This window comes from Lelliottia nimipressuralis (assembly GCF_004402045.1).
GTDB classification, from domain to species: domain Bacteria; phylum Pseudomonadota; class Gammaproteobacteria; order Enterobacterales; family Enterobacteriaceae; genus Enterobacter; species Enterobacter chinensis.
The window spans coordinates 208,353-231,741 of sequence record NZ_SOMG01000014.1 but is presented as its reverse complement, the minus strand read 5'-3'; the positions used below and the strand labels follow the sequence as shown (position 1 = coordinate 231,741).

The following is a 23,389-nucleotide window of genomic DNA, read 5'->3' as shown; positions in this document are numbered from 1 at the left end:
ATGCGTCAGCATCCGTTAGGTATCTACGAAAAAGCGCTGCCGAAAGATCTCTCCTGGCCCGAGCGCCTGGTTCTGGCGAAAAGCTGCGGGTTCGATTTTGTTGAGATGTCCGTCGACGAGACCGACGAACGATTATCGCGCCTTGAGTGGAGCACCACGCAGCGCGCCTCGCTGGTGGAAGCGATGCTGGAGACCGGCGTGGCGATCCCCTCCATGTGTTTGTCTGCCCACCGTCGCTTCCCATTTGGCAGCCGCGATGAAACCGTGCGCGAACGGGCCCGAGAAATCATGACGAAGGCCATTAAGCTGGCGCGTGACTTAGGCATTCGCACCATCCAGCTTGCGGGTTATGACGTGTACTACGAAGAGCACGACGAGGGCACGCAGCAGCGCTTTGCCGAAGGGCTGGCGTGGGCCGTAGAGCAAGCCGCTGCCGCACAGGTGATGCTGGCGGTGGAGATCATGGACACCGCGTTTATGAACTCCATCAGCAAATGGAAAAAATGGGACGACATGCTCGCCTCGCCGTGGTTCAGCGTTTACCCGGACGTCGGCAACCTGAGCGCATGGGGCAACGATGTGGCTGCCGAGCTGACACTGGGTATTGACCGCATCGCTGCGATCCACCTGAAAGATACCCAACCCGTGACCGAGCAAAGCCCCGGCCAGTTCCGCGATGTGCCGTTTGGCGAAGGCTGCGTCGATTTTGTTGGCGTGTTTAACACGCTCAATCAGCTGAACTATCGCGGCGCATTTCTGATTGAAATGTGGACTGAAAAAGCAAAAGAGCCGGTGCTGGAGATTATCCAGGCGCGCCGCTGGATTGAAGCCCGTATGCAGGAAGGAGGCATGGCATGTTAGAAAAACTCAAAGACGAGGTGCTGGCGGCAAACCTGGCGCTGCCTGCCCACCAGCTGGTGACGTTTACCTGGGGAAACGTCAGCGCGGTCGACCGGGAAAGCGGCATGATGGTCATCAAGCCCTCCGGCGTGGAATACGAGGTGATGACAGCAAAGGATATGGTGGTGGTGAATATCGCCACTGGTGAGGTGGTCGAAGGTAGCAAAAAGCCCTCGTCAGACACGCCGACCCATCTTGCGCTGTATCGCCGTTATCCAGAGATTGGCGGCATCGTACACACCCATTCCCGCCACGCCACCATCTGGTCGCAGGCGGGGCTGGATTTACCGGCGTGGGGCACAACGCACGCCGACTATTTCTACGGGCCAATTCCCTGCACGCGCCTGATGACCACGGCCGAAATTGCAGGGGAGTACGAATACCAGACGGGTGAAGTGATCATTAAAACCTTTGAGGAGCGCGATCTCAGTCCAATGCAGATCCCGGCGGTTCTGGTTCACTCCCACGGCCCGTTCGCCTGGGGTAAAGATGCTGCCGATGCGGTCCACAATGCCGTCGTGCTGGAAGAGTGCGCGTACATGGGCCTGTTCTCGCGCCAGCTGGCACCGCAGTTACCGGTTATGCAGCAGGAACTGCTCGACAAACATTACCTGCGCAAGCACGGGGCGAATGCCTATTACGGCCAGTGATCAGCCGGAATTAATATGCTCTTTACAGTACCGCCGTTTCCAGACGGCGGGGGTTAAGCCCGTGTGTTTTGAAAATATCTGCCGAAAATAGCCCACGTCATTAAAACCGCAGCGGGTTGCCACTTCGGTGAGCGAGGCAGAGCCATCCAGCAACAGCTTTTCTGCCGCCCTGACGCGCTGGCGATGTATTGCCTCCGTCAGGGTTAAATGGAAAGTCCGGCGAAACACGCGTCCGAGGTAATCAGCATTGCAGTGCAACTCTTTTGCCAGCTGCGACGTAGAAAGCGGCAAATGAAACTGCGTGCGAATAAGTTGCTTCGCCTTCCACGCCATCGCCGCACCGGCCTCATCGGCTTTATCTTCATATCCCGAAGAGCTCGACAACTGCTGTAGAATCAATAATAAAATCATCTCCAGCGCCACGCTTCGCTGTAATTTCTCCTGCTCGCTGAGGAATTGCCGAAATAGCGCAATGACATATTGCGCGTCCCTTACACGACAGTGTTGCTCTATTGCCAGAGGGGCGGCATTTGGCAACAAACCATGTTGTGTTTCAACCTCAAAATGGAGCCAGTAAAAGCGCAGGTCCGCCGGGAAATCCTCCACGCCCACATGTCGACGGCCCGGCCAGAGAAGCAAACTTTCTCCCGCATTCACCTCAAAGACATGCTGTTCTTCCTGGATCGTTAATGTCCCTTTTTCGACAAAAATAATCTCCCACGATGTTAACTTCCGCGCAGGGTGGCGGCCCACGCCCCTGGAAATAAACAGCCCGCCATTCTGGACGTTAATCGGAAGCGCTATGGATAATTCAAGCATGGATATTCACCATTCCGCTTTTATTGTCGTCAACATTCGACTTACACATTGATTATTAATCAATATATGAATATCTGTCCGATCGGAATCACATTTTTATCATCAGGTCGGAATCGTCATCTTTTTATACTTTTCCCTTCCCTTGTTGGCCTCTCCATTCGGTGCAGAATAAATGCGTACCTTGCATAAAGACGATAATAAATTCGATTACCGAGGAGTTACCCGATGACTTCCACACCAATTACAGAATCAGACCTGACGCAAGAGGCAACAGATAGCCGCTTGTCCGTCCGCGAAAAAATTGGCTACGGCCTGGGCGATGCGGGCGGGACGGTGATTACCTGCCTGATCATGAATTTTCTGACTTTTTTCTATACCGATATTTTTGGCCTGACCCCGGCGCTCGTGGGTACGCTGTTTATCGCCCTGCGCGTGTTTGATGCCATTTCCGATCCGGTGATGGGCGTGATTGCCGACCGCACGCAAAGCCGCTGGGGACGTTTTCGTCCCTGGCAGCTGTGGGTGGCGCTTCCCATCGGCATTATCGGCGTGCTGACCTTCACCGTACCGGAAGCCAGCATGGGCGTGAAAATCGCCTGGGCGTTCGGAACCTATCTGCTGTTGTCCGTCGGCTATACCGCCATCAACGTGCCCTACTGCGCGCTGATCAATACCATGACGACCCGCCACAGCGAGGTAATCTCCTGCCAGTCATGGCGCTTTGTGCTGTGCGGTGTGGCCGGCTTTTTGGTCTCCGTGGGCCTGCCGTGGCTGGTCGCGGTACTGGGCCAGGGCAACGCCGCGCGGGGCTACCAGTTAGGTGTCGGCGTACTGTGCGCTATCGCCGTGATGATGTTCCTCTGCTGCTTTTTCTGGGTGCGTGAGCGCGTTCCGCTGGCGCTGATGGGTAAATTCACCCTACGCGAGCATCTGGCCGGCCTGCGTAAAAACGACCAGCTGCTGCTGATGCTGGTGATGTCGTTCCTGCTGATCAACGTGTTTAACATTCGCGGCGGCGGTTACATGTACTTCATCACCTACGTGCTGCAGGGCAGCACCGCATACACGTCGCTGTTTTTCACCATGGTGACCTTTGCGGCTATTCTGGGCGCGGTGATCGTAAACCCCCTTTCTCGCCGCGTTGATACCGTCAAACTCTACTATTACACCAACCTGGTCCTCGCCGCGCTCGCGGTGGGAATGTGGTTTCTGCCCGACGGCCCGGCCCACCAGACGCTCTGGTTGATCGTCATTCTGAGCAATGGCGTCATTCTCGGATTTACCCTGCCGCTGCACTTCTCGCTGATGGCGTTTGCCGACGACTACGGCGAGTGGAAAACCGGAGTGCGCTCGTCGGGCATGAACTTCGCCTTCAACCTGTTTTTCATCAAGCTTGCGTGGGCATCCAGCGCGGGGATCATCAGCCTGGTGTTTATCGCCGTCGCCTACCAGCCAGGCGCGGGCAATCAGACGCCTGCTTCACTGCAGGGCATCACCGCCATGGAGACGCTGCTGCCTGCCCTTTTTCATCTGCTGCTGGCCGTCTCTATCCGCTGGTGCAGACTCAACAACCCTATGATGTCGCGCATTGCAACCGACCTGCGCCAGCGTCACATACCCTCCTGAGGAGAACACGATGTCCATTATGGAAGCCGACCTGCATCAACTGAAAATTAACGACCCGTTTCTCGGGCAGTATCAACGGCTGGTACGTGAGGTGGTGATCCCCTACCAGTGGGACGCGCTGAACGATCGCGTGACGGAAGCCGAACCCAGCCACGCCATCACCAACTTCCGCATTGCGGCGGGCCAGGAGCAGGGCGAGTTCTACGGCATGGTGTTTCAGGACAGCGACGTGGCGAAATGGCTGGAAGCCGTGGCGTGGTCGCTGTGCCAGAAACCGGATGCTGAACTGGAAAAAACCGCCGACGAGGTCATTGAACTGATTGCCGCAGCGCAGTGTGAAGATGGTTATCTCAACACGTACTTTACGGTAAAGGCCCCCGACGAGCGCTGGACCAATCTGGCCGAATGCCACGAACTGTACTGCGCCGGGCATATGATTGAGGCCGGCGTGGCGTATTTTCAGGGAACCGGAAAACGCCGTCTGCTGGAGGTGGTGTGCAGGCTGGCAGACCATATCGACAGCGTGTTTGGCCCCGGTGAGAACCAGTTACACGGTTATCCGGGCCACCCGGAAATCGAGCTGGCGCTGATGCGGCTTTACGACGTCACGCAGGAGCCACGTTATCTCTCGCTGGTGAAATATTTCATTGAACAACGCGGCGTGCAGCCTCACTTCTACGATATCGAATATGAGAAGCGCGGCAGAACGTCATACTGGAACACCTATGGCCCGGCATGGATGGTCAAAGACAAAGCCTACAGCCAGGCGCATCAGCCGCTTGCCAAACAGCAAACAGCTATTGGACACGCGGTGCGTTTTGTCTACCTGATGGCGGGCATGGCGCATCTGGCACGCCTGAGCCATGACGAGGGTAAACGACAGGACTGCCTGCGGCTGTGGAAAAACATGGCGCAGCGCCAGCTGTATATTACCGGCGGGATCGGGTCGCAAAGCAGCGGTGAAGCCTTCAGCAGCGATTATGATTTACCCAACGATACGGTCTATGCCGAAAGCTGCGCCTCCATCGGTCTGATGATGTTTGCCCGCCGGATGCTGGAGATGGAGGCCGACGGCCACTACGCCGACGTGATGGAGCGCGCGCTATACAACACGGTGCTTGGCGGCATGGCGCTGGACGGAAAACACTTCTTCTATGTGAACCCGCTGGAGGTACATCCGAAAACCCAGGCATTCAACCATATCTACGATCACGTGAAACCCGTCCGCCAGCGCTGGTTTGGCTGCGCCTGTTGCCCGCCGAATATCGCGCGCGTGCTGACGTCGCTGGGGCATTACATTTACACCGTTCGCCCGGATGCGCTGTTTATAAATCTCTACGTGGGCAACGATGTCACCATTCCGGTTGGCGACGAAACCCTGGCGCTGCGAATTAGAGGCAATTATCCGTGGCAGGAAGAGGTGAATATCGAGATCGTCTCGCCTGTGCCGGTGAGGCATACCGTGGCCCTGCGCCTCCCGGACTGGTGCGCGGCACCTGCCGTGTCGTTGAACGGTGAAACCGTTGCGGGTGAAATCTCCCGGGGATATTTCTACCTGACCCGTACCTGGCAAGAAGGAGATGTCGTCACGCTGACGCTACCGATGCCGGTTCGCCGCGTGTACGGAAACCCGCAGGTACGCCAACAGGCGGGCAAAGTCGCCCTGCAGCGCGGTCCGCTGGTCTACTGCCTGGAAGAGGCCGATAACGGGGCGAACTTACATAACCTCTCCCTGCCTGCTGGCAGCGAATTTCGGGTCTTTGAAGGGCGCGGGATATTTGCACACAAGATGCTGATTCAGACAGAGGGGATGGGGGGTCACGTGAAGGATACGGATGCGCTGTGGCAGTATGATCGCTCGCCGGTACAACGTCAGCCCCAGACGCTGACCTTTGTTCCCTGGTTCAGTTGGGCAAACCGGGGAGAAGGGGAAATGCGGATTTGGGTAGATGAAGGCTGAATATCTGCGGCCTGTTGCCCTCACCCCAACCCTCTCCCACGGGAGAGGGAGTAATAAGGCGAAGCCGCCACCCGGCTTTACTGCATCAGAAACGCCAGGTCAGGCCGGTCATCAGCGCGAAGCTGTCGTCGCGGTCGATCATCGGGCTGTTCTTCACGTCGTCAGGTAATACGGTATAAACCGCGCTGGCGTTGAGATACAGCTTCTGGGTTAACTGATATTTAGCCGCCAGGCCGACGTATGGCGTCCAGCTGTCGCCGGCGGTGTATTCATCCATACCCGAGCGGCGAGACTCGCTGCCGGATACACCGTAGTAGTAGTCGTTATAGCTTTCATCGCTGTAGAAAACGCCGATCGATGGCGTCAGAGTCAGGCGTTCCATTCTGATTGGACGGAAGTACGATACTTCGCCCATCACGCCGCCGCTTTCATCCATCGCATCACCAGAGACGGCTACTTTCAGAGAACCCCAGCTCTCGTGGCGGTAGTAGGCGCCGCCGAGGAAGGCGGATGCTTTGCGCTCATCCAGCTGCTTCATCTGATGGTCGTCGTTATCATCAGGATCAAAATGCAGCGGCATCCACGACGCGGTCAGGCTGAATTCATTTTTTGCATCTTTCCACAGGATCCATCCGCCCGTGGTCTGGCGAACATAGAATCTGTCGCCTTCGTAGCTAATTAACGGTACTGCACTGGTATTTTCATTATATCCTTTGTAAGGAGACTCATTAAATACAGCCCCCGCTCCAAGTGAAAAGTCACCGGCCATTGCAGAGGATGTTGCAAATAACGTGGCAGCGATGAGTAAATTGTATTTAATAGTCATTACATGTAATCCATTTAAATGCCAAACAAGCGAGGCGAATAATAATGGTTACAAATTTGCCAATGCAACGCTGCGGTTTATATAATATTATATATAAAATCATATAGATGGGTGCGCATGATGAGTAAATTACAGCTAAAGCCACGCGAATTAAAAATTATTTCCGTCATTGCCGCAACCCACAGCATTGGTGATGCCGCCGCCCTGCTGGGCATGGCGCAGGCCAACGTCAGTAAATATCTGTCTGATTTTGAAACGCGGGTTGGGCTCAAGGTATTCGAGCGCACCACTCGTCAGCTGGCCCTTACCCAGTTTGGCGAAGCGTTACTTCCCTACGTGAATGCTACGCTGGATAAGAACAGTCAACTTGTTAACTTCATTGCTGATTACAAGCATGAAAAGCGCGGAAAAGTCACGATCTATGCCCCAACAGGTATCGTGACCTATCTTGCGCGCCACGTGATCCATCAGATAGAGGACATTGGTGACATCCGCATCTCCCTGAAAACCTACAACCTGGACCGTAATGAATTTTCAGAAGGTGTTTCCTTTCCGGATGACTGCGATATTTTAATTACCTATGCTCAACCGAAAGATGAAAGCCTGGTCGCCAGCGTGTTGACAAAATATTCCGTTACGGCATTTGCAACCGTTGAATATTTAAATAAACATCCCCTGACGGGACCTGAAGAGTTAATTAATCACTCCTGCATTCTCATTGACTCCATGCTGGTCGATGATGCAAACATCTGGCGCTTTCGCGTGCACGGCAGTGATAACGTGCATGATTACCGGGTAACCGGTAATTATATTTGCGACAATACGCAGACAGCCCTGGAGCTGGCAAGAAATAACCTTGGGATTGTTTTTGCGCCAAAAGAGAGTCTGAAAAAAGAATTAACAACAGGGATGCTGGTTCCCTGCTTCCCGCATCAGGAGGAGTGGTGGCTCGATCTGACGGCCATTTTCCGCAAACGCGAATACCAGCCCTGGCGTGTGCAATACGTTCTGGATGGCGTCCTCAACTGCCTGCGCCAGCAAATTGCTCAGGCCGCCCATGGACGGCCTGAGCTGGGCGATTAGAACAGCCCCAGCGGTTTATCAGAGTAGCTGACCAGCAGACATTTCGTCTGCTGGTAATGCTCCAGCATCATCTTATGGGTTTCACGACCGATGCCCGATTGCTTATAACCCCCAAAAGCCGCGTGTGCCGGATAGGCGTGGTAGCAATTGGTCCATACGCGCCCGGCCTGAATACCTCGACCCATTTTATACGCCAGATTACCGTTGCGGCTCCAGACGCCCGCCCCCAGGCCATACGGTGTGTCGTTGGCAATTTCCAGCGCCTCCTCCATCGTTTTGAAGGTGGTCACGGCCAGCACCGGTCCGAAAATCTCCTCCTGAAAAACGCGCATGTTGTTCTGACCGAACAGGATCGTCGGCTCAAGGTAATACCCTTCCTGCAGATCCCCACCCAGCATTTTACGGCGACCACCGGTCAGAATATCCGCGCCCTCTTTCTTGCCGATATCAATGTAGTTGAGGATAGTTTCCAGCTGTCCATGCGAGACCTGCGCCCCCATCTGCGTGACGTTATCGAGCGGGTTACCGCTGCGGATAGATTCGACGCGGCGAATGGCACGCTCCATAAAGCGCTCATAGATGGACTCCTGCACCAGCGCGCGGCTTGGGCAGGTACAGACTTCGCCCTGGTTAAACGCAAACAGCGCAAACCCTTCCAGGGCTTTATCGAAGAAGGCATCTTCTTCTTCCATCACGTCTGCGAAGAAGATGTTCGGGGATTTCCCGCCCAGCTCCAGGGTCACCGGAATGATGTTCTGCGTGGCGTACTGCATAATCTGCTGACCCACTTCCGTCGAGCCGGTAAACGCCACTTTGGCGATACGTTTTGAGGTGGCCAGATATTCACCTATCTCACCGCCCGCACCGTTCACCACGTTAATCACGCCCGGCGGCAGAAGATCGCCGACGATTTCCATCAGCAGCAGAACCGAGAGCGGGGTCAGACGCGCCGGTTTAAGCACAATACAGTTTCCGGCCGCCAGCGCCGGCGCCATTTTCCAGCTCGCCATCAGCAGCGGGAAGTTCCACGGAATAATTTGCCCGACCACGCCCAGCGGTTCATGGAAGTGATACGCCACGGTGTCGCTGTCAACCTCACTTATTCCGCCCTCCTGCGCGCGAATACAGGAGGCAAAATAGCGGAAGTGGTCAATGGCCAGCGGCACGTCTGCCGCCATGGTTTCCCGGATCGGCTTGCCGTTATCCCAGGTTTCTGCCGTCGCCAGCAGCTCCAGATTTTGCTCCATCCGGTCGGCAATTTTGAACAAAATGGCCGCACGGTCCTGAACGGAGGTATGGCCCCATTTATCTTTCGCTTTATGCGCCGCATCCAGCGCCAGATCGATATCGCGCTTGCCGGAGCTGGCTATCTCACACAGCGGCTGGCCGGTAACGGGGGTCAGGTTGGAATAGTATTCGCCGTCGACGGGAGCGACCCAGTCGCCGCCGATAAAGTTGTCATAACGGGGCTTCAGCTTGAGGGGAAAACCATACTCGCCGGGCTGGATACGCGATGAGGGAGGATTGTTTGTCATGACCGTCTCCTTGCTGTTGGTGTACAACAAGGGTAGTTCCGGCTGGCGATTTTCTCGCCAGCCGGTAACGGTGTTTACGACAGGGGTCACGGAGTTTCAGGAAATAACAGCGAATCTCGCAGGACATGATCGTTACCGCGACGGCGGGTAAAGCCGATGCGATTAAAATACTCCAGGATCTGAATCGCCAGCTTGCGGCCCACGTTCAGTCGGTCGCGGAAATCAGCGGCGCAGGTTGAACCCCGCTCCTGATCCAGCTCGCGGATCAGGTTCGCAAACGCAACAATACGATCGTTACGGTAATAACGATCTTTCACGATCGCGACTATCAGCCCCTGCTGCGCCGCATGGCGCAACACCTGACGCATCACCTGCTCGTCGGCGTTCGTTTCGCGAGCCAGATCGCGAACCCACCACGGCTCATCGCCAAACAGCGGGGCCACTTTTTGCCATATAGCCTCTTGCTCTGCGGTGAATCCGGCCTTGTGATCCGGCAGATGTAGCCAGCCGTGGTGGCTTTTGATCGCCCCACTTTCGCGCATGTTTTCAATCAGGAGCAGCACCAGCGCATCGTCTTCCATCGGCAGCGCCATGCGTCGCAGACGTTCACGACCCGGGCCAGGCTCATCCTGATGCTGTTCATGGTAAGTTGCGAGCGTGTTCAGTATCTTACGCTGCCAGTTTGCCGCAACCGGGGCGTTGAGCAAGCTGTTTCCGGCCTGAATAAAGCCCGGCTCCTGGGTCAGCTGACGTAAACCTTCCCCGCTCAGCTGGCGTGCCCATGCAAAATCCTTAAGGCTCACCGCACCGCGCTCAAGATGCACCTGTAGCGCGGCGCTATCCTCTCTGGCCTGCGCCAGCGCTGCCAGCCATTGCAGATATTCAGGTTTACGCTTGCCGCGTCGCGGTGGGTTAAGCACCACCACCCGCGCCCCGGCCAGCGTTTCGCGCGCGGAAATATCACGCAGTACCAGACGATCGTTGTCTGCAAGCCAAAGCGGCGAATCGAAAACCAGTTCGGCAAGGTCGTTTTCCAGCAGCGACACGCGCCCGGTGATATGGCTGGCCGCGTGGTGGATATGCAGCGGCTGCCATTGGCTCAGGGGCGCGTGCGTCTGCAGGGAGACAATGACGCGTTCAGACGGTTCAGGTGGGGCGTCGGCGAGCAGCCAGTCGCCGCGGTTAAGCTGCTCTTTTTCCGCATCCCCGGCAATGTTAAGCGCGATCCGCTGCCCGGCGTGGGCCTGCTCTGTGGGCTGGTTTTGCGCATGCAGACCGCGCACGCGCATCGGTTTGTTAACGCCCGTCAGCCACAGGCTATCCCCCACTTTTACTTCACCGCTCAGCGCCGTACCGGTAACCACCAGACCCGCGCCTTTGACGGTAAACGCCCGGTCAATGGCCAGACGGAAACGGTGATGGCTGGCGTGGCTACGTGACGAAAGGTGCTGTAAATGGTGGCGAAGTTCGTCGATACCTCGCCCTTCTGTTGCCACGGTGACAAAAAGCGCTGCATCGGCAAAACCATATTCTCGTAAGGTTGCCTGCACCGTTTCGCGCACCTCGCTGACGCGCGCGTCGTCCACGCGATCGGCTTTGGTCAGCGCCACGGTCAGCTGCGGGTTGCCGGTCAGCTGCAGGATCGCCAGATGCTCGCGGGTTTGCGCCATGACGCCGTCATCACAGGCCACCACCAGCAGGGCATGATCGATGCCCCCCACACCCGCCAGCATGTTAGACAGAAACTTTTCATGCCCCGGTACATCAATAAAACCCAGAACGCGACCATCGGGCTGGGGCCAGTAGGCATAGCCGAGATCGATGGTCATGCCGCGCTTTTTCTCTTCCGGCAGGCGGTCGGCATTTACGCCGGTAATCGCCTGCAGTAACGTGGTTTTTCCGTGGTCGACGTGACCGGCGGTGGCAATAATCATTTCAACAACATCTCCAGAAATCGCTCTTCATCTTCAAGGCAGCGCAGATCCAGCCACATTCGGCCGTCGTAAATCCGCCCGATAAGCGGCGTCGGCAGACCGCGCCAGCGCGACGACAGGGCGTCAAGGCGGCTGCCGCGCCCGTCACGCGGGGTGAACGTAAGCGCTTCACTCGGCAGCCTGTCCACCGGCAGCGAACCGCTGCCAATCTGAGACTGGCAAGGCTCAATGCGCACGTCAAAATCGGGGTAGTGCGGAGCTACGCGCGGCAGCAGTAACTCGGCCTGGGCGCGAATCGAGGCGGCATCACGGGTTAGCAGACGCAGCGTGGGCAGGCTGTCGGCCAGCTTCTCGGGATGCAGATAAAGCCGCAGCGTCGCGTCCAGCGCGGCAAGGGTCATTTTATCGGCACGCAGGGCGCGCTTGAGCGGATGCTGCTGCAGCTTCGCAATCAGCTCGCGTTTACCCACGATAATCCCGGCCTGCGGCCCGCCCAGCAGTTTGTCGCCGGAAAAGCTGACCAGGCTGACGCCCGCTGCAATCATCTCTTGCGGCATCGGCTCTTTTGGCAGACCGTACTGGCTCAGATCCACCAGCGAGCCGCTGCCGAGATCGGCAATCACCGGTATATTCAGTTCGCGCCCAATCGCCGCCAGCTCGGCCTCTTCAACCGTTTTGGTGAAGCCTTCGATATGGTAATTGCTGGTGTGGACCTTCATCAGCAGGGCGGTATTTTCATTCACCGCCGCGCGATAATCTTTCGCATGCGTACGGTTAGTGGTGCCCACTTCATGTAGCGTGCAGCCCGCCTGGCGCATCACGTCCGGGATGCGAAACGCCCCGCCAATTTCCACCAGCTCGCCGCGGGAAACCACCACCTCTTTGCCGCTGGCGGTGGCCGCCAGCATCAGCAGCACCGCCGCAGCGTTGTTATTCACAATGCAGGCATCTTCCGCGCCGGTCAGCCGGCACAGCAGCTCCGCCAGCGCGCGATCGCGATGCCCGCGCCCGGCGCCGTCCAGATCGTACTCCAGCGTCACAGGCGCGCGCATGGCCTGCACGACCGCAGAAATGGCCTCTTCCGCCTGCTGTGCGCGGCCCAGGTTCGTATGCAGGACGGTACCCGTCAGGTTGATCACCGGGCGTAACGCGCTTTGCGCTTTCTCGTCCAGCCGGTGTTCAACTTCCTGCTCCCACGCTGCACACCAGTCGGGTAAGGCGTTTTCTGACTGAATAGCGCTTCGGGCTTCATCCTGAAGCAGGCGTAACATCTCCACCGTCGCGGTATGGCCAAAACGCTCAACGGCAGCATGAATGCGGGGCTCGCGAAGAAGACGGTCGGTAGCGGGGATCTGGCTGTACAGCGAATGATGAGTAGTCATGAAAGCGCCTGGCGAGTAAATATCTTCCCCCCTCCCGACGGGAGAGGGAGTTAACATGTGGAGAGATTGTACCGCCTCCAGCGGCGAAGTGTTATAACCCGCATCAAGCCTTTGGTGGTTCGGTACGGGCAAAGCTCTCGCGGCTAAAAAGCGTGTCTGCAAGCTTCACCAGCAGCGGACGGTCTACGCACCAGCCAGGGGAAACGCGGCGGAAGTTGAGATAGCCAATGGCGCAGGCGATGGCGATTGTCGCCAGGTTCAGGCTGTCGGTTTCGATCTTCCCCTCCCGGATAAGCTGTTCACACCTGTCCAGGCTGCGGCTGATTTTTTCCCGCTGGCGCAGTAGTTCGTTTTCTGACTGCTGGGCGGCAGGCCTTGCCTGTTCACGCACGGAGGTGAGAGCCGCATCCATGATGCCATCGGCCAGGGCTTCAATTTGCTTCACCGCCAGCGCCGCTTTTGGGTCAGCAGGTAGCATTGCCGGGGCAACGCCCAACAGCTCGATATACTCCGCAATAATGGGGGAATCGAACCAGTATTCACCCTCGTCCGTCACCAGTGCCGGGACTTTCCCCAGCGGGTTGTACTGCGCGACGCCATTTTCGGCGTTGTAGGGCTGTTCATTGATGAATTCAAATTCAATCCCTTTCTCCAGCAGGAGAATCGAAATTTTTCGCACGAAGGGACTGGTGTAGCTGCCGATGAGTTTCATTGCCTGATCCTTGATGCCGGAAAAAACGTCAGTATGGATCAAGCGATGAAAAAAGGGCAGGTATGCGTGTCGCATTCCTGCCCTGGAGGGATTAGTGATCGAGATAGAGGTAGTGCATCCAGCTGGTCATACGCAGCAACACTTTACGCATGACCGACACGTGGGCGAAATGGTCCGAATAGACGGCCACCTGGGCATAGATACCGTCTGGCAGCGCATCGACGTCGGCGTTAGGCTCCAGCTCAATCAGCGCTTGTACGCCATCCGTACCCGGGACGACGCTCAGTGCCTGCAGCGCGCCCTGAGCCTGATACGACCCGCCAGGCACCACCGGCAGAACGCTGGTGAGCTTACCGGTGAACACCTGGCCCGGCAGCGCGTTAAACACCACTTCCGCTTCATCACCCGGCTTAAGACGCAGCAGCGAGTTCTGGCGGAACTGGGCCACGATCTGACGCTTCTGTTCAGGGATAAAGACCATCACCGGGCGCAGAGGCAGCGCGGCGGCATAGGTTCCCGGACGGATCAGCACCTGGGTGATATAGCCATTGCTCGGCGCACGCACCACGGTCTGATCCAGGTTGTATTTGGCTTCAGCAAGCTGAGCGCGCAGGGAGGCAATCTGCGACTGCTCGCCGTTCACCATGCTGTCTAACTGGCTTTGAATCTGCACCTGTTCAGCAACGGAGCCTTTTACCAGCGCATCCTGTGCCAGATAGTTCTGCCGCGCGTTGTCGATATCGCTTTCAGAGAAGGGATTCACCTTCGCCTGGCTGCCTTTCAGGTAGCGCTGATAATCTTTGTACAGGCGATCGCGCTCAGCGGAGACGCGCGTGGTATTGGCGACGGCTTCCGCCAGCTGCGCTTTCAGATTATCGATGTTGTGCGTCGCGGTCACCAGGTCAGCCTGGAGTCTGTCAACGCGCGCCTGATAACGGCCTGGATCCAGTTTAAATAACACTTCGCCTTTTTTAATGAGCTGGTTATTTTTATCGGTTACTTCACTTACCACGCCAGTCACCTGCGGCGTGATCGGAATAGAAATAACCGCTTTTTGCGCCGTAAAGGTATACGGATGGTTATAGTTCATTAGCAGAATAAGTCCGGCAACAATAAACACACCACCTAATGTCGCGGTGGCAAGCGTCCACTGGTTTACCGGAATACGGAATATTTTAAAAATCACCCAGGCAAATGCCACATAGGTCAAAATAATCAACAGATCCATGATTAGCGCTCCAGCGTGTTCTTATCAGCAGTAGGCTGTACTACGGCCAGCTTTTGTTCGAGTTCCGCCACGCGTTTGGCCAGCGCATCCATGCCCGGGACCTCATCAGGCTTTGTAATATGGTTTTGCATGCCCCAACCGCGGTCTTCACGGTACAGCGTGGCCCAAATCCACAGGAACGGCCAGATGGCATGAAGCGTAAACAGGCTAATCCACCCTGCCGTATGAATCGCATCGGCATGCGGATGGTTACGCTTTTTGGCCATATTGTAAGGTATGTCATGAATGGCGATGATTCCGTAAAAAAGGACCAGAAATACAAAAATCAATACGCCAAGCGCAAAATAGTTGAGAAACATATTCTCCTCACTTAAACAACGTCAATTCATTAAATTAATATAACAGTACGCAACCTAATTAATTTTTATAAAAACGGGGTGGTACTTATTATTTCCAGAGCCGGGGAGTATGGGTTTTTATAATATCTCCATGCAAGTTTATAAGCGTGTCAAAATATATCCTGAATAATAATAGACTTAACCTTACAATATGAGCGTAATCCACCTTTTAACTTTTCGCCATACCACACATCAAAAGTGGTTTTTTAGCTTTACGTGTTGCGCTATGCCATCCTGAAGCAGAATCGCTAAGCAAAGTTTGCCGCCGATCGCAGCTGGAGAAATCTGCATAAAAATATTTTGTGAAATCAGTCACAATCCAGAAACAAACACACAATATCAAAACGTGACAACAATCACATAAACAGGTGGTTTTTGCGTTATTTCTCGTCATCGTATTTTTTTTGTCCACTGTTTTTGTGATTCAGATCACCTCATTGAATGCCACACCCCCTACATTTACGTGATGCGCATCACACAAATTTTCGCTATCTGGACAGTTGAACGATTCAGTGCCAGATTTCACAGCATCAGAACAGGGTCCGGCTACCTCTGCCGCCGCACATTAACGATAAACCTCGGGCCGCAAGCCTAAGCGTAAACATAAGAAGGGGTGTTTTATGTCATCCGATTTCAAGATCAAAGTTCAAAGCTTTGGTCGTTTCCTCAGCAACATGGTGATGCCAAATATCGGCGCGTTTATCGCGTGGGGTATCATCACTGCATTGTTCATTCCGACAGGGTGGTTGCCTAACGAAACGCTGGCGAAACTTGTTGGCCCAATGATTACCTATCTCCTGCCGCTGCTCATCGGTTTCACCGGTGGTCGTCTGGTGGGCGGTGACCGTGGTGGCGTCGTGGGGGCTATCACCACCATGGGTGTTATCGTCGGTGCGGATATGCCGATGTTCCTCGGTGCGATGATTGCCGGTCCTCTGGGCGGCTGGGCGATTAAGAAATTCGACGTCTGGGTTGATGGTAAGATCAAATCCGGCTTCGAAATGCTGGTGAACAACTTCTCTGCGGGCATCATCGGGATGATCCTCGCGATTCTGGCGTTCCTCGGCATTGGCCCTGCGGTTGAAGTGCTGTCTAAAATTCTGGCAGCAGGCGTTAACTTTATGGTGGCGCATGACATGCTGCCGCTGGCGTCTATCTTCGTTGAACCGGCGAAAATCCTGTTCCTTAACAACGCCATCAACCACGGTATCTTCTCGCCGCTGGGTATTCAGCAGTCTCATGACCTCGGCAAGTCCATCTTCTTCCTGATTGAAGCGAACCCAGGTCCGGGTATGGGCGTTCTGCTGGCGTACATGTTCTTTGGCCGTGGCAGCGCGAAACAGTCAGCTGGCGGTGCGGCTATCATTCACTTCCTGGGCGGTATCCACGAAATTTACTTCCCGTACGTGCTGATGAATCCACGTCTGATCCTGGCCGTTATCCTCGGCGGTATGACCGGCGTGTTCACCCTGAGCGTGCTGGGCGGTGGTCTGGTTTCTCCTGCCTCCCCGGGTTCCATCCTGGCGGTACTGGCGATGACGCCAAAAGGGGCTTACTTCGCGAACATCGCGGCCATCTGTGCGGCAATGGCGGTCTCCTTCGTTGTCTCTTCTATCCTGCTGAAAACCAGCAAAGTGAAAGAAGACGACGATATCGAAGCGGCAACGCGTCGTATGCACGACATGAAAGCCGAATCCAAAGGCGCGACCCCACTGGCGGCGGGCGACGTATCTAACGACCTGAGCCACGTGCGTAAAATCATCGTTGCCTGTGATGCCGGTATGGGTTCCAGCGCAATGGGTGCAGGCGTGCTGCGTAATAAAGTGCAGGATGCGGGCCTGACCAACATCTCCGTGACCAACAGCGCCATTAACAGCCTGCCACCGGATGTTGACCTGGTGATTACGCACCGTGACCTGACCGAACGCGCCATGCGCCAGGTACCGCAGGCACAGCACATCTCACTGACCAACTTCCTCGACAGCGGTCTGTACACTAACCTGACCGAACGTCTGGTTGCCGCGCAGCGTCACGAAGACAACGAAGTGAAAGTACGCTCCAGCCTGCAGGACAGCTTTGACGAGAGCAACGCCCACCTGTTCAAACTGGGTGCCGAGAACATCTTCCTCGGTCGTACAGCGGCGACCAAAGAAGAAGCGATTCGCTTTGCCGGTGAGCAGCTGGTAAAAGGCGGCTACGTTCAGCCTGAATACGTCGACGCGATGCTGGAACGCGAAAAACTGACGCCAACCTATCTGGGTGAATCCATTGCGGTGCCACACGGAACGGTTGAAGCGAAAGATCGCGTCCTGAAGACCGGCGTCGTATTCTGTCAGTACCCGCAGGGCGTGCGCTTCGGTGAAGAAGAAGATGACATTGCCCGTCTGGTGATTGGTATCGCCGCCCGCAACAACGAGCACATTCAGGTGATTACCAGCCTGACCAACGCGCTGGATGATGAGTCCGTCATTGAGCGCCTGGCACAGACTGAAAGCGTTGAAGAAGTTCTGGCACTGCTCAACAAATAACGGTACTCCTCCCTCTCCCCCATGGGGAGAGGGCTAGGGTGAGGGGAAAAAGTTCCTCACCCCAGCCCTCTCGGGTAAAAACATTGATAAAGGTTAACACTATGAAAGCATTACATTTTGGCGCAGGTAATATCGGTCGTGGTTTTATCGGTAAACTGCTGGCAGACGCGGGCATTACGCTGACATTCGCCGATGTGAATCAGGTCGTCCTGGATGCCCTGAATGCCCGTCATAGCTATCAGGTTCATGTGGTAGGAGAAAACGAGCAGGTTGAGACGGTATCTGGCGTCAACGCGGTAAGCAGCATCGGCGAAGATGTTATCGACCTGATCGCCAGCGTCGATCTGGTGACCACTGCCGTGGGCCCGGTCGTGCTGGAGCGCATCGCCCCTGCCGTCGCAAAAGGTCTGGCAAAACGCAAAGCACAGGGCATCGACACCCCGCTGAACATCATTGCCTGCGAAAACATGGTGCGCGGCACCACGCAGCTGAAAGGCCACGTGCTCAACGCTGTAGCAGACGAAGACAAGGCCTGGGTTGAAGCACACGTGGGTTTTGTCGATTCCGCCGTGGATCGTATCGTGCCGCCGTCAGAATCCGCCACCAATGACCCGCTGGAAGTGACTGTCGAAACCTTCAGCGAGTGGATTGTCGATAAAACCCAGTTTAAGGGCGCGCTGCCGACCATTCCGGGGATGGAATTAACCGATAACCTGATGGCATTTGTCGAACGCAAACTCTTCACGCTGAACACCGGGCATGCTATAACCGCGTACCTCGGAAAATTGGCCGGTCATCAGACCATCCGTGACGCGATCCTCGATGAGAAGATCCGTGCGGTGGTAAAAGGGGCAATGGAAGAGAGCGGTGCGGTACTGATCAAACGCTACGGTTTTGATGCTGAGAAACACGCAGCATACATCCAGAAAATCCTCGGTCGCTTTGAAAACCCGTATCTGAAAGATGACGTTGAGCGCGTTGGCCGTCAGCCGCTGCGTAAACTGAGCGCCGGCGACCGCCTGATTAAGCCGCTGCTCGGCACGCTGGAATACGGTCTGCCGCACGCCAACCTGGTGAAAGGGATTGCCGCCGCGATGCACTACCGCAGCGAACAGGACCCACAGGCGATTGAGCTGGCTCAGCTGATTGATGACAAAGGCGCACAGGCTGCGCTGGCGCAGATTTCCGGTCTGGACGCCAACAGCGACGTGGTTGCGGAGGCGGTTAACGCATACAACGCAACCAAATGATGCACAATGTGGCGCAGGTTAGCCTGCGCCCAGATAACAGATTGTCAGATATGCAGGCAATAATGGAACAAACCCAGGCCTTTGAAAATCGTGTGCTTGAGCGTCTGAATGCTGGCAAAACCGTACGAAGCTTCCTGATTGCTGCCGTCGAGTTACTGACCGAGGCAGTGAATATTCTGGTGCTTCAGGTGTTTCGCAAAGACGACTACGCGGTAAAATATGCTGTAGAACCGTTACTGGACGGAGACGGACCGCTGGGCGATCTCTCCGTGCGTCTGAAGCTGATTTATGGTCTTGGCGTGTTGAACCGACAAGAGTATGAAGATGCGGAGCTGTTAATGGCGCTGCGCGAAGAGCTCAACCATGACGGTAACGAGTACACCTTTACCGACGATGAGATTCTGGGGCCCTTCGGCGAGCTGCATTGCGTTACCGCACTCCCCCCTGCTCCGCAGTTTGATAATAGCGATCCAGAGCTATATGCGATGCAAAAGCTGCGTTATCAACAGGTTGTCCGTTCCACTATGGTTCTCTCCCTGACTGAGCTGATTTCCCGAATCAGCTTAAAAAAAGCGTTTCAGAAGTAAGCCTGCTCACATTGGTGTATCCTTCCCTGTAAATTCCCCGTTTTCAGAGTTATTTGTCATGAAAGAAGTCGAAAAGAACGAAATTAAACGCCTGAGCGACCGCCTGGATCTCATCCGCCACCAGATGGCTGGCCTCTCGCTGGTCGAGTCCGCCGAGAAGTATGCCGAGCTGGAAAAAGAAGCCGCCACGCTGGAGACAGAAATCGAGCGCCTGCGCGAAGTCAAAGGCCAGAAGCTGAGCAAAGAAGCGCAGAAGCTGATGGACATGCCGCACCGCCGTGCGATCACTAAAAAAGAGCAGGCCGACATGGGCAAGCTGAAAAAAAGCGTCCGTGGTCTGGTGGTCGTGCACCCGATGACCGAACTTGGCCGCGAAATGGGCCTGAAAGAGATGACGGGTTTTTGTAAGACCGCGTTCTGATACTCTTACAACCTCTGCCTCTGGCAGAGGTTGTATTAAGCCAATCAACGCATATCGAGAACCAGGCTAATATTTGACGCAGGTATACTGCAGCGAGTAAGGACTACTCACAGTGAATATACTGTCTCTTATGTTCTTGATATTAAGCGTTAAAGTTTTATTGTCACTGGTGTTTTCTAGCCACATTTGATCAAATGTATTATCCGAGGTCGTATCAAGCGGGGCTGCGACGATTCTATTGATTTTATAAGTGAACGTATCTTTATCGATTTTAATACCATTAGAAAGATATATTGTGCGCTCGAGATACATATTTGCGTCTGGTGATTTCACATAACCATTGAAATGGATCATACCCTCTTTTCTTTCATTATAGAGCTGTAAATTTTCAACAATGGAAAAGACTAAAGGGCCATTTTGCACATCAATCGTTGCTCTGCTAAATGCCTTGCATTTCAGAGGGGACACCGTTTCATTGCTTCTCAGGAAAAGGGTAAGAGAGATCAACATAATCGTTGCCAACAATCCCACACTCAGCCATATTGTCTTCATTGCGTTTTATCCCATCTGTAGCGGTAGAAATTATCACATGAAATAACAACGCGGTCTTTCCCGGCATGGCAATACGACAAGACCTCTCTTGAATCAACTTTATCAGACAGACTCGTTTCACTGTTATAGATGATCACATCATTTTTCTTACATTGAATGCCATTATTTTTCATGATGCTCATGATTTTGCTTAATGCTTCTTTCTTTTCTTCATCAGAAATATATTTTAGATAATAAATATCGCATTCATTGTGTTGTTCATGAAGCACCGTCGCACCGTTATTTGTATCACCATAATAAAAGTATCCGAAAGCCGCCCCTATAAGCAAAGTAAGAATAATACTACCAATGAAAAAATGGCGCTGGAAATGGCCAGAAGGCGTAACAATGGATGGGGACGGGTCCGGAGAAGAAGGATCCGTTTCCAGAATCTCAATGCTGATAGCCGCATTCAGCCTGAACCCCAGTTTCGGCAAAGTAATAATGAGTTCATGACAGCCAAGCAGAGAAAGGTTACGGCGAAGAATACTGACGTATTGATTTAAGTTATTTCCAGAGGCATGCAAGCCATGCTTATCCCAGACGGTTTCCAGAAGATATTCACGCGTCAGCTCTCTTCCTTCAGACGACAAAAACGTCTCCAGCAATCGTGCAGCAGGTAAAGCCAGCCTGATTACATCCTCGCTGGAAGGCAAATGCAGGGTGCCGTCGTCGGTATTAAATACAACTAATCTATCAATGAGATATTTCATTTTGCCCTGATCTACATGCCGCATCTGCAAGAAGTATACAGGTTAAATGTCGCGATCTGAACTCTGCCATCCACTGCAATGGGAGATCGGGAATGCCTTACAAGACAAAATATAAAACCAATAAAACATAACGCACCGAAATAAAAATCTATATATTTAGTCATTCATGAATTAAATTGCTTGCAAACTGCAATTATTGTTTCCTGATCCAGCGGCTAGAACTGCAGGCGAAAGCTAAAAAAAATGCTTTTGAACGGGAACATAATTGTGAATATTGCATTAACTGATTTTTTAACTGGCTTTTCCATAGCGCTCGACCGGCTAACTCCAGAAAGTGGAAACCGAGGATTACGACGCGCTTTTATCGCTATGACTCTTTTACGTCAGCAAGGCGCCAGTGAGTCTGTACAACAAAGGGTATATGTTGCAGCATTACTTTATGAACTAGGTTCGAAAAGAAGCTGGGGTTTATCCGCTTGCCAAAAAGCTTTTATCCAGGTATCGATAATATCAGACAGTATGCCTCTTATATTTGAAAAAAATGAACCACATCCCCATTGTCGTTTACTCGACCTGGTTGATAATTTTGATCTCCTCACCTTGAATGAACATCATCCAGGTCAATATCCTACATCAGCCATTGAAACCTTGTGCGATTCTATCGGCTCCCGCTACTCACTGGATGACATCCTCTCTCTGCGTGAACTTGAATACTATCCTGACATCTGGGGGAAGCTCGCCTCACCCAGCTTATTAAATGATGTTCGGGCACTGTCTCCCTTTTCATCCCGAACGCTGACTGAGGATGACCTGAACCAGGTCGCAACTCTCATCGCCAGTATAGTTGACCTCCATTGCCTGTATAGCGTGCCCTATTCACCTCTGGTGGCTAAATATTGTGTAAAACTTGCTCAAATGTACGGCTTCTCGCAGTCGGGAATTAAGGAGCTGCGTCTGGCTGGCTTGCTTCATGGGCTAGGAAGACTTGCTTTTCCCGCCGGGCTTCTTACGAAGTCGTGCGCTTTGCCTGATAACACCATGGCATATTTAAAAGCGTACCCAATGACGACTCGCGAAATCCTTTCCTCAATACCGGGTATGTTCAGGACAGGAATGATTGCAAGTAGCCCTCATGAACAGCCTGACGGTAAGGGGTTTCCTGAGGGTTTATACGGCACACAGCTAGATCTCAGTGCCAGAATTATTTCAGTCGCCTGTGAGTATGTCTCTCTGCGTTTTAGCGCTAACGGCCGTTCACAATGCTCAACTACAGATGCAATCAGCCAGATGCAAATAAAAGCGGCAGCCGGTTCACTGGATCCTGACGTGGTTAACGCACTGAACATGGTTATTAAAGACGAAGATGTGAATGCCTATAAAAGCATCAAGTTTGATGAGTTACTGGAAGGAATAAATAATGTTAAGGATTATATTTGAAGTTTTTACGGTATTAATTTCGTTCTGGTACATCATATGGATATTGCTGATAAGTTCCGGGAAATTCTAACGCCTGCTTATGCCGCTTACCCGGTGAGCCATTAGCGGTAAAAGGCAACAAGTAATCCTTTAGTACGTGCGGTGTTCAGCCACTTTAACTGCATATGACCGACATTTCCTGGCAGGGCGAACGTCTGGTTATCTACAGAAGAAACATGATAAGAAGCCGTATGGTGTGCATTCTGTTTAGTGCAGTTTGAGCTGATATTGCCGTGTGACGTAGAAATGTGACATACCGCCTCGGTAATCATCCCCTGAAATGAGACGGATGTTTGTGATGCTGCTGAACAGTTGGTAGCGAAAGCAAAAATCATCAGGGCCAGGAAATAACGCATCATATTCATCTCTTTTAGAAAAATCTGGTTGGCTGCACTGCCAACCTCTGATGCATCTATATAACCATACATCGCCATCAAAGTGGTATCTTATGCTGCACAGCTAAAACATATAGATATTTATATTGGTTTTTAGACTGCTAACAATAAAAACAAGCATTAAATGCTTGTTTTCATCTCCTGAGAGATTGCTAAATACCACTACTCCTGGACATTTATCATCAAAATGAGTGCATCTGGAGATGTAAGGGGCGGCAAGCGAAGAAATTACCGTAACAACGTAGCCATTGTAAGCCACCGGGAAGTGATTACTGGAGAACGATACAGAGAGAACGGGCAAACTGTCTCAGATGAACAGCATCCAGGGGTATAAAAAGAATGTAGTCATCCCTCAGACTGCTGCAAAAGTGCGAG

At 53.7% G+C, this 23,389-nt stretch carries 21 protein-coding genes; 10 read left to right on the top strand and 11 right to left on the bottom strand.

Annotation, left to right across the window (positions count from 1 at the left end; genetic code table 11):
* Both E3U32_RS08275 and araD read left to right on the top strand, forming a co-directional pair.
* Positions 1-861 carry an L-ribulose-5-phosphate 3-epimerase gene (locus E3U32_RS08275; RefSeq protein WP_047347612.1) on the top strand — a complete coding sequence of 287 codons (861 nt, stop codon included), beginning with the start codon at positions 1-3 and terminating at the stop codon, positions 859-861.
* Positions 855-1,550: an L-ribulose-5-phosphate 4-epimerase gene (gene araD / locus E3U32_RS08270; RefSeq protein ID WP_134348385.1), complete on the top strand. Its 696-nt coding sequence runs from the start codon at positions 855-857 to the stop codon at positions 1,548-1,550. Before E3U32_RS08275 ends, araD begins: the two co-directional genes overlap by 7 nt.
* Here the strand turns inward: araD and E3U32_RS08265 are convergent, their stop codons facing one another.
* A complete protein-coding gene (locus tag E3U32_RS08265) occupies positions 1,551-2,369 on the bottom strand; it encodes a helix-turn-helix domain-containing protein (RefSeq protein WP_134348384.1) in 819 nt (272 codons plus the stop codon).
* Positions 2,370-2,594: 225 nt separating this feature from the next.
* Here E3U32_RS08265 and E3U32_RS08260 point away from each other — a divergent pair, with 225 nt between their 5' ends.
* On the top strand, positions 2,595-3,995 hold the full coding sequence (locus E3U32_RS08260; protein ID WP_134348383.1) for an MFS transporter: 1,401 nt from the start codon (positions 2,595-2,597) through the stop codon (positions 3,993-3,995).
* A 10-nt stretch (positions 3,996-4,005) separates the two neighbouring features.
* Positions 4,006-5,955, top strand: a complete 1,950-nt coding sequence (locus E3U32_RS08255; protein WP_134348382.1) for a glycoside hydrolase family 127 protein — start codon at positions 4,006-4,008, stop codon at positions 5,953-5,955.
* Between the two features lie 85 nt (positions 5,956-6,040).
* On the opposite strand, the gene E3U32_RS08250 is transcribed toward E3U32_RS08255, so the two are convergent.
* Positions 6,041-6,781 (bottom strand): MipA/OmpV family protein, encoded by a 741-nt coding sequence (locus E3U32_RS08250; RefSeq protein ID WP_134348381.1) that lies wholly within the window; start codon positions 6,779-6,781, stop codon positions 6,041-6,043.
* Between the two features lie 117 nt (positions 6,782-6,898).
* Here E3U32_RS08250 and E3U32_RS08245 point away from each other — a divergent pair, with 117 nt between their 5' ends.
* Entirely contained in the window at positions 6,899-7,864 is a 966-nt protein-coding gene (locus tag E3U32_RS08245; RefSeq protein WP_134348380.1) for a LysR family transcriptional regulator, read from the top strand.
* Here the strand turns inward: E3U32_RS08245 and aldB are convergent.
* From aldB to E3U32_RS08215, 6 genes are all read right to left on the bottom strand, one after another.
* The gene (aldB, locus tag E3U32_RS08240; protein ID WP_134348379.1) at positions 7,861-9,399 is read right to left on the bottom strand and encodes an aldehyde dehydrogenase AldB; all 1,539 of its coding nucleotides are present in this window, start codon (positions 9,397-9,399) and stop codon (positions 7,861-7,863) included. The two genes, E3U32_RS08245 and aldB, sit on opposite strands and share 4 nt — an antisense overlap.
* 86 nt (positions 9,400-9,485) lie before the next feature.
* On the bottom strand, positions 9,486-11,333 hold the full coding sequence (gene selB, locus E3U32_RS08235) for a selenocysteine-specific translation elongation factor (protein WP_134348378.1): 1,848 nt from the start codon (positions 11,331-11,333) through the stop codon (positions 9,486-9,488).
* The gene (gene selA, locus E3U32_RS08230) at positions 11,330-12,715 is read right to left on the bottom strand and encodes an L-seryl-tRNA(Sec) selenium transferase (RefSeq protein WP_134348377.1); all 1,386 of its coding nucleotides are present in this window, start codon (positions 12,713-12,715) and stop codon (positions 11,330-11,332) included. The genes selB and selA overlap by 4 nt, the downstream gene beginning before the upstream one ends.
* Before the next feature lie 103 nt (positions 12,716-12,818).
* Positions 12,819-13,427, bottom strand: coding sequence for a glutathione S-transferase (locus tag E3U32_RS08225; protein WP_134348376.1), 609 nt, complete (start codon positions 13,425-13,427; stop codon positions 12,819-12,821).
* Between the two features lie 91 nt (positions 13,428-13,518).
* Positions 13,519-14,655 (bottom strand): HlyD family secretion protein, encoded by a 1,137-nt coding sequence (locus tag E3U32_RS08220; RefSeq protein ID WP_134348375.1) that lies wholly within the window; start codon positions 14,653-14,655, stop codon positions 13,519-13,521.
* 2 nt (positions 14,656-14,657) lie between these two features.
* Positions 14,658-15,014, bottom strand: coding sequence for a DUF3302 domain-containing protein (locus E3U32_RS08215; protein ID WP_134348374.1), 357 nt, complete (start codon positions 15,012-15,014; stop codon positions 14,658-14,660).
* A 659-nt stretch (positions 15,015-15,673) separates the two neighbouring features.
* On the opposite strand from E3U32_RS08215, the gene E3U32_RS08210 reads away from it, so the two are divergent.
* The 4 genes from E3U32_RS08210 to E3U32_RS08195 all read left to right on the top strand — a co-directional run bounded on the left by E3U32_RS08210 (position 15,674) and on the right by E3U32_RS08195 (position 19,839).
* Complete coding sequence (locus tag E3U32_RS08210; RefSeq protein ID WP_134348373.1) at positions 15,674-17,581, top strand: PTS mannitol transporter subunit IICBA; 1,908 nt, start codon at positions 15,674-15,676, stop codon at positions 17,579-17,581.
* Between the two features lie 101 nt (positions 17,582-17,682).
* A complete protein-coding gene (gene mtlD, locus E3U32_RS08205; protein WP_127729151.1) occupies positions 17,683-18,831 on the top strand; it encodes a mannitol-1-phosphate 5-dehydrogenase in 1,149 nt (382 codons plus the stop codon).
* A complete protein-coding gene (gene mtlR / locus E3U32_RS08200; RefSeq protein ID WP_134348372.1) occupies positions 18,828-19,418 on the top strand; it encodes a mannitol operon repressor MtlR in 591 nt (196 codons plus the stop codon). Before mtlD ends, mtlR begins: the two co-directional genes overlap by 4 nt.
* A gap of 58 nt (positions 19,419-19,476) precedes the next feature.
* Positions 19,477-19,839: a YibL family ribosome-associated protein gene (locus E3U32_RS08195; RefSeq protein WP_029742228.1), complete on the top strand. Its 363-nt coding sequence runs from the start codon at positions 19,477-19,479 to the stop codon at positions 19,837-19,839.
* Positions 19,840-19,905: 66 nt separating this feature from the next.
* Here E3U32_RS08195 and E3U32_RS08190 read toward each other — a convergent pair whose 3' ends face one another.
* Complete coding sequence (locus tag E3U32_RS08190; protein WP_134348371.1) at positions 19,906-20,391, bottom strand: FidL-like protein; 486 nt, start codon at positions 20,389-20,391, stop codon at positions 19,906-19,908.
* Positions 20,388-21,143: a winged helix-turn-helix domain-containing protein gene (locus tag E3U32_RS08185; protein WP_134348370.1), complete on the bottom strand. Its 756-nt coding sequence runs from the start codon at positions 21,141-21,143 to the stop codon at positions 20,388-20,390. The genes E3U32_RS08190 and E3U32_RS08185 overlap by 4 nt, the downstream gene beginning before the upstream one ends.
* A gap of 267 nt (positions 21,144-21,410) precedes the next feature.
* Here E3U32_RS08185 and E3U32_RS08180 point away from each other — a divergent pair, with 267 nt between their 5' ends.
* A complete protein-coding gene (locus E3U32_RS08180) occupies positions 21,411-22,580 on the top strand; it encodes an HD-GYP domain-containing protein (RefSeq protein ID WP_166790917.1) in 1,170 nt (389 codons plus the stop codon).
* Between the two features lie 101 nt (positions 22,581-22,681).
* Here the strand turns inward: E3U32_RS08180 and E3U32_RS08175 are convergent, their stop codons facing one another.
* On the bottom strand, positions 22,682-23,053 hold the full coding sequence (locus E3U32_RS08175) for a hypothetical protein (protein ID WP_134348368.1): 372 nt from the start codon (positions 23,051-23,053) through the stop codon (positions 22,682-22,684).
* Positions 23,054-23,389: the final 336 nt, after the last annotated feature.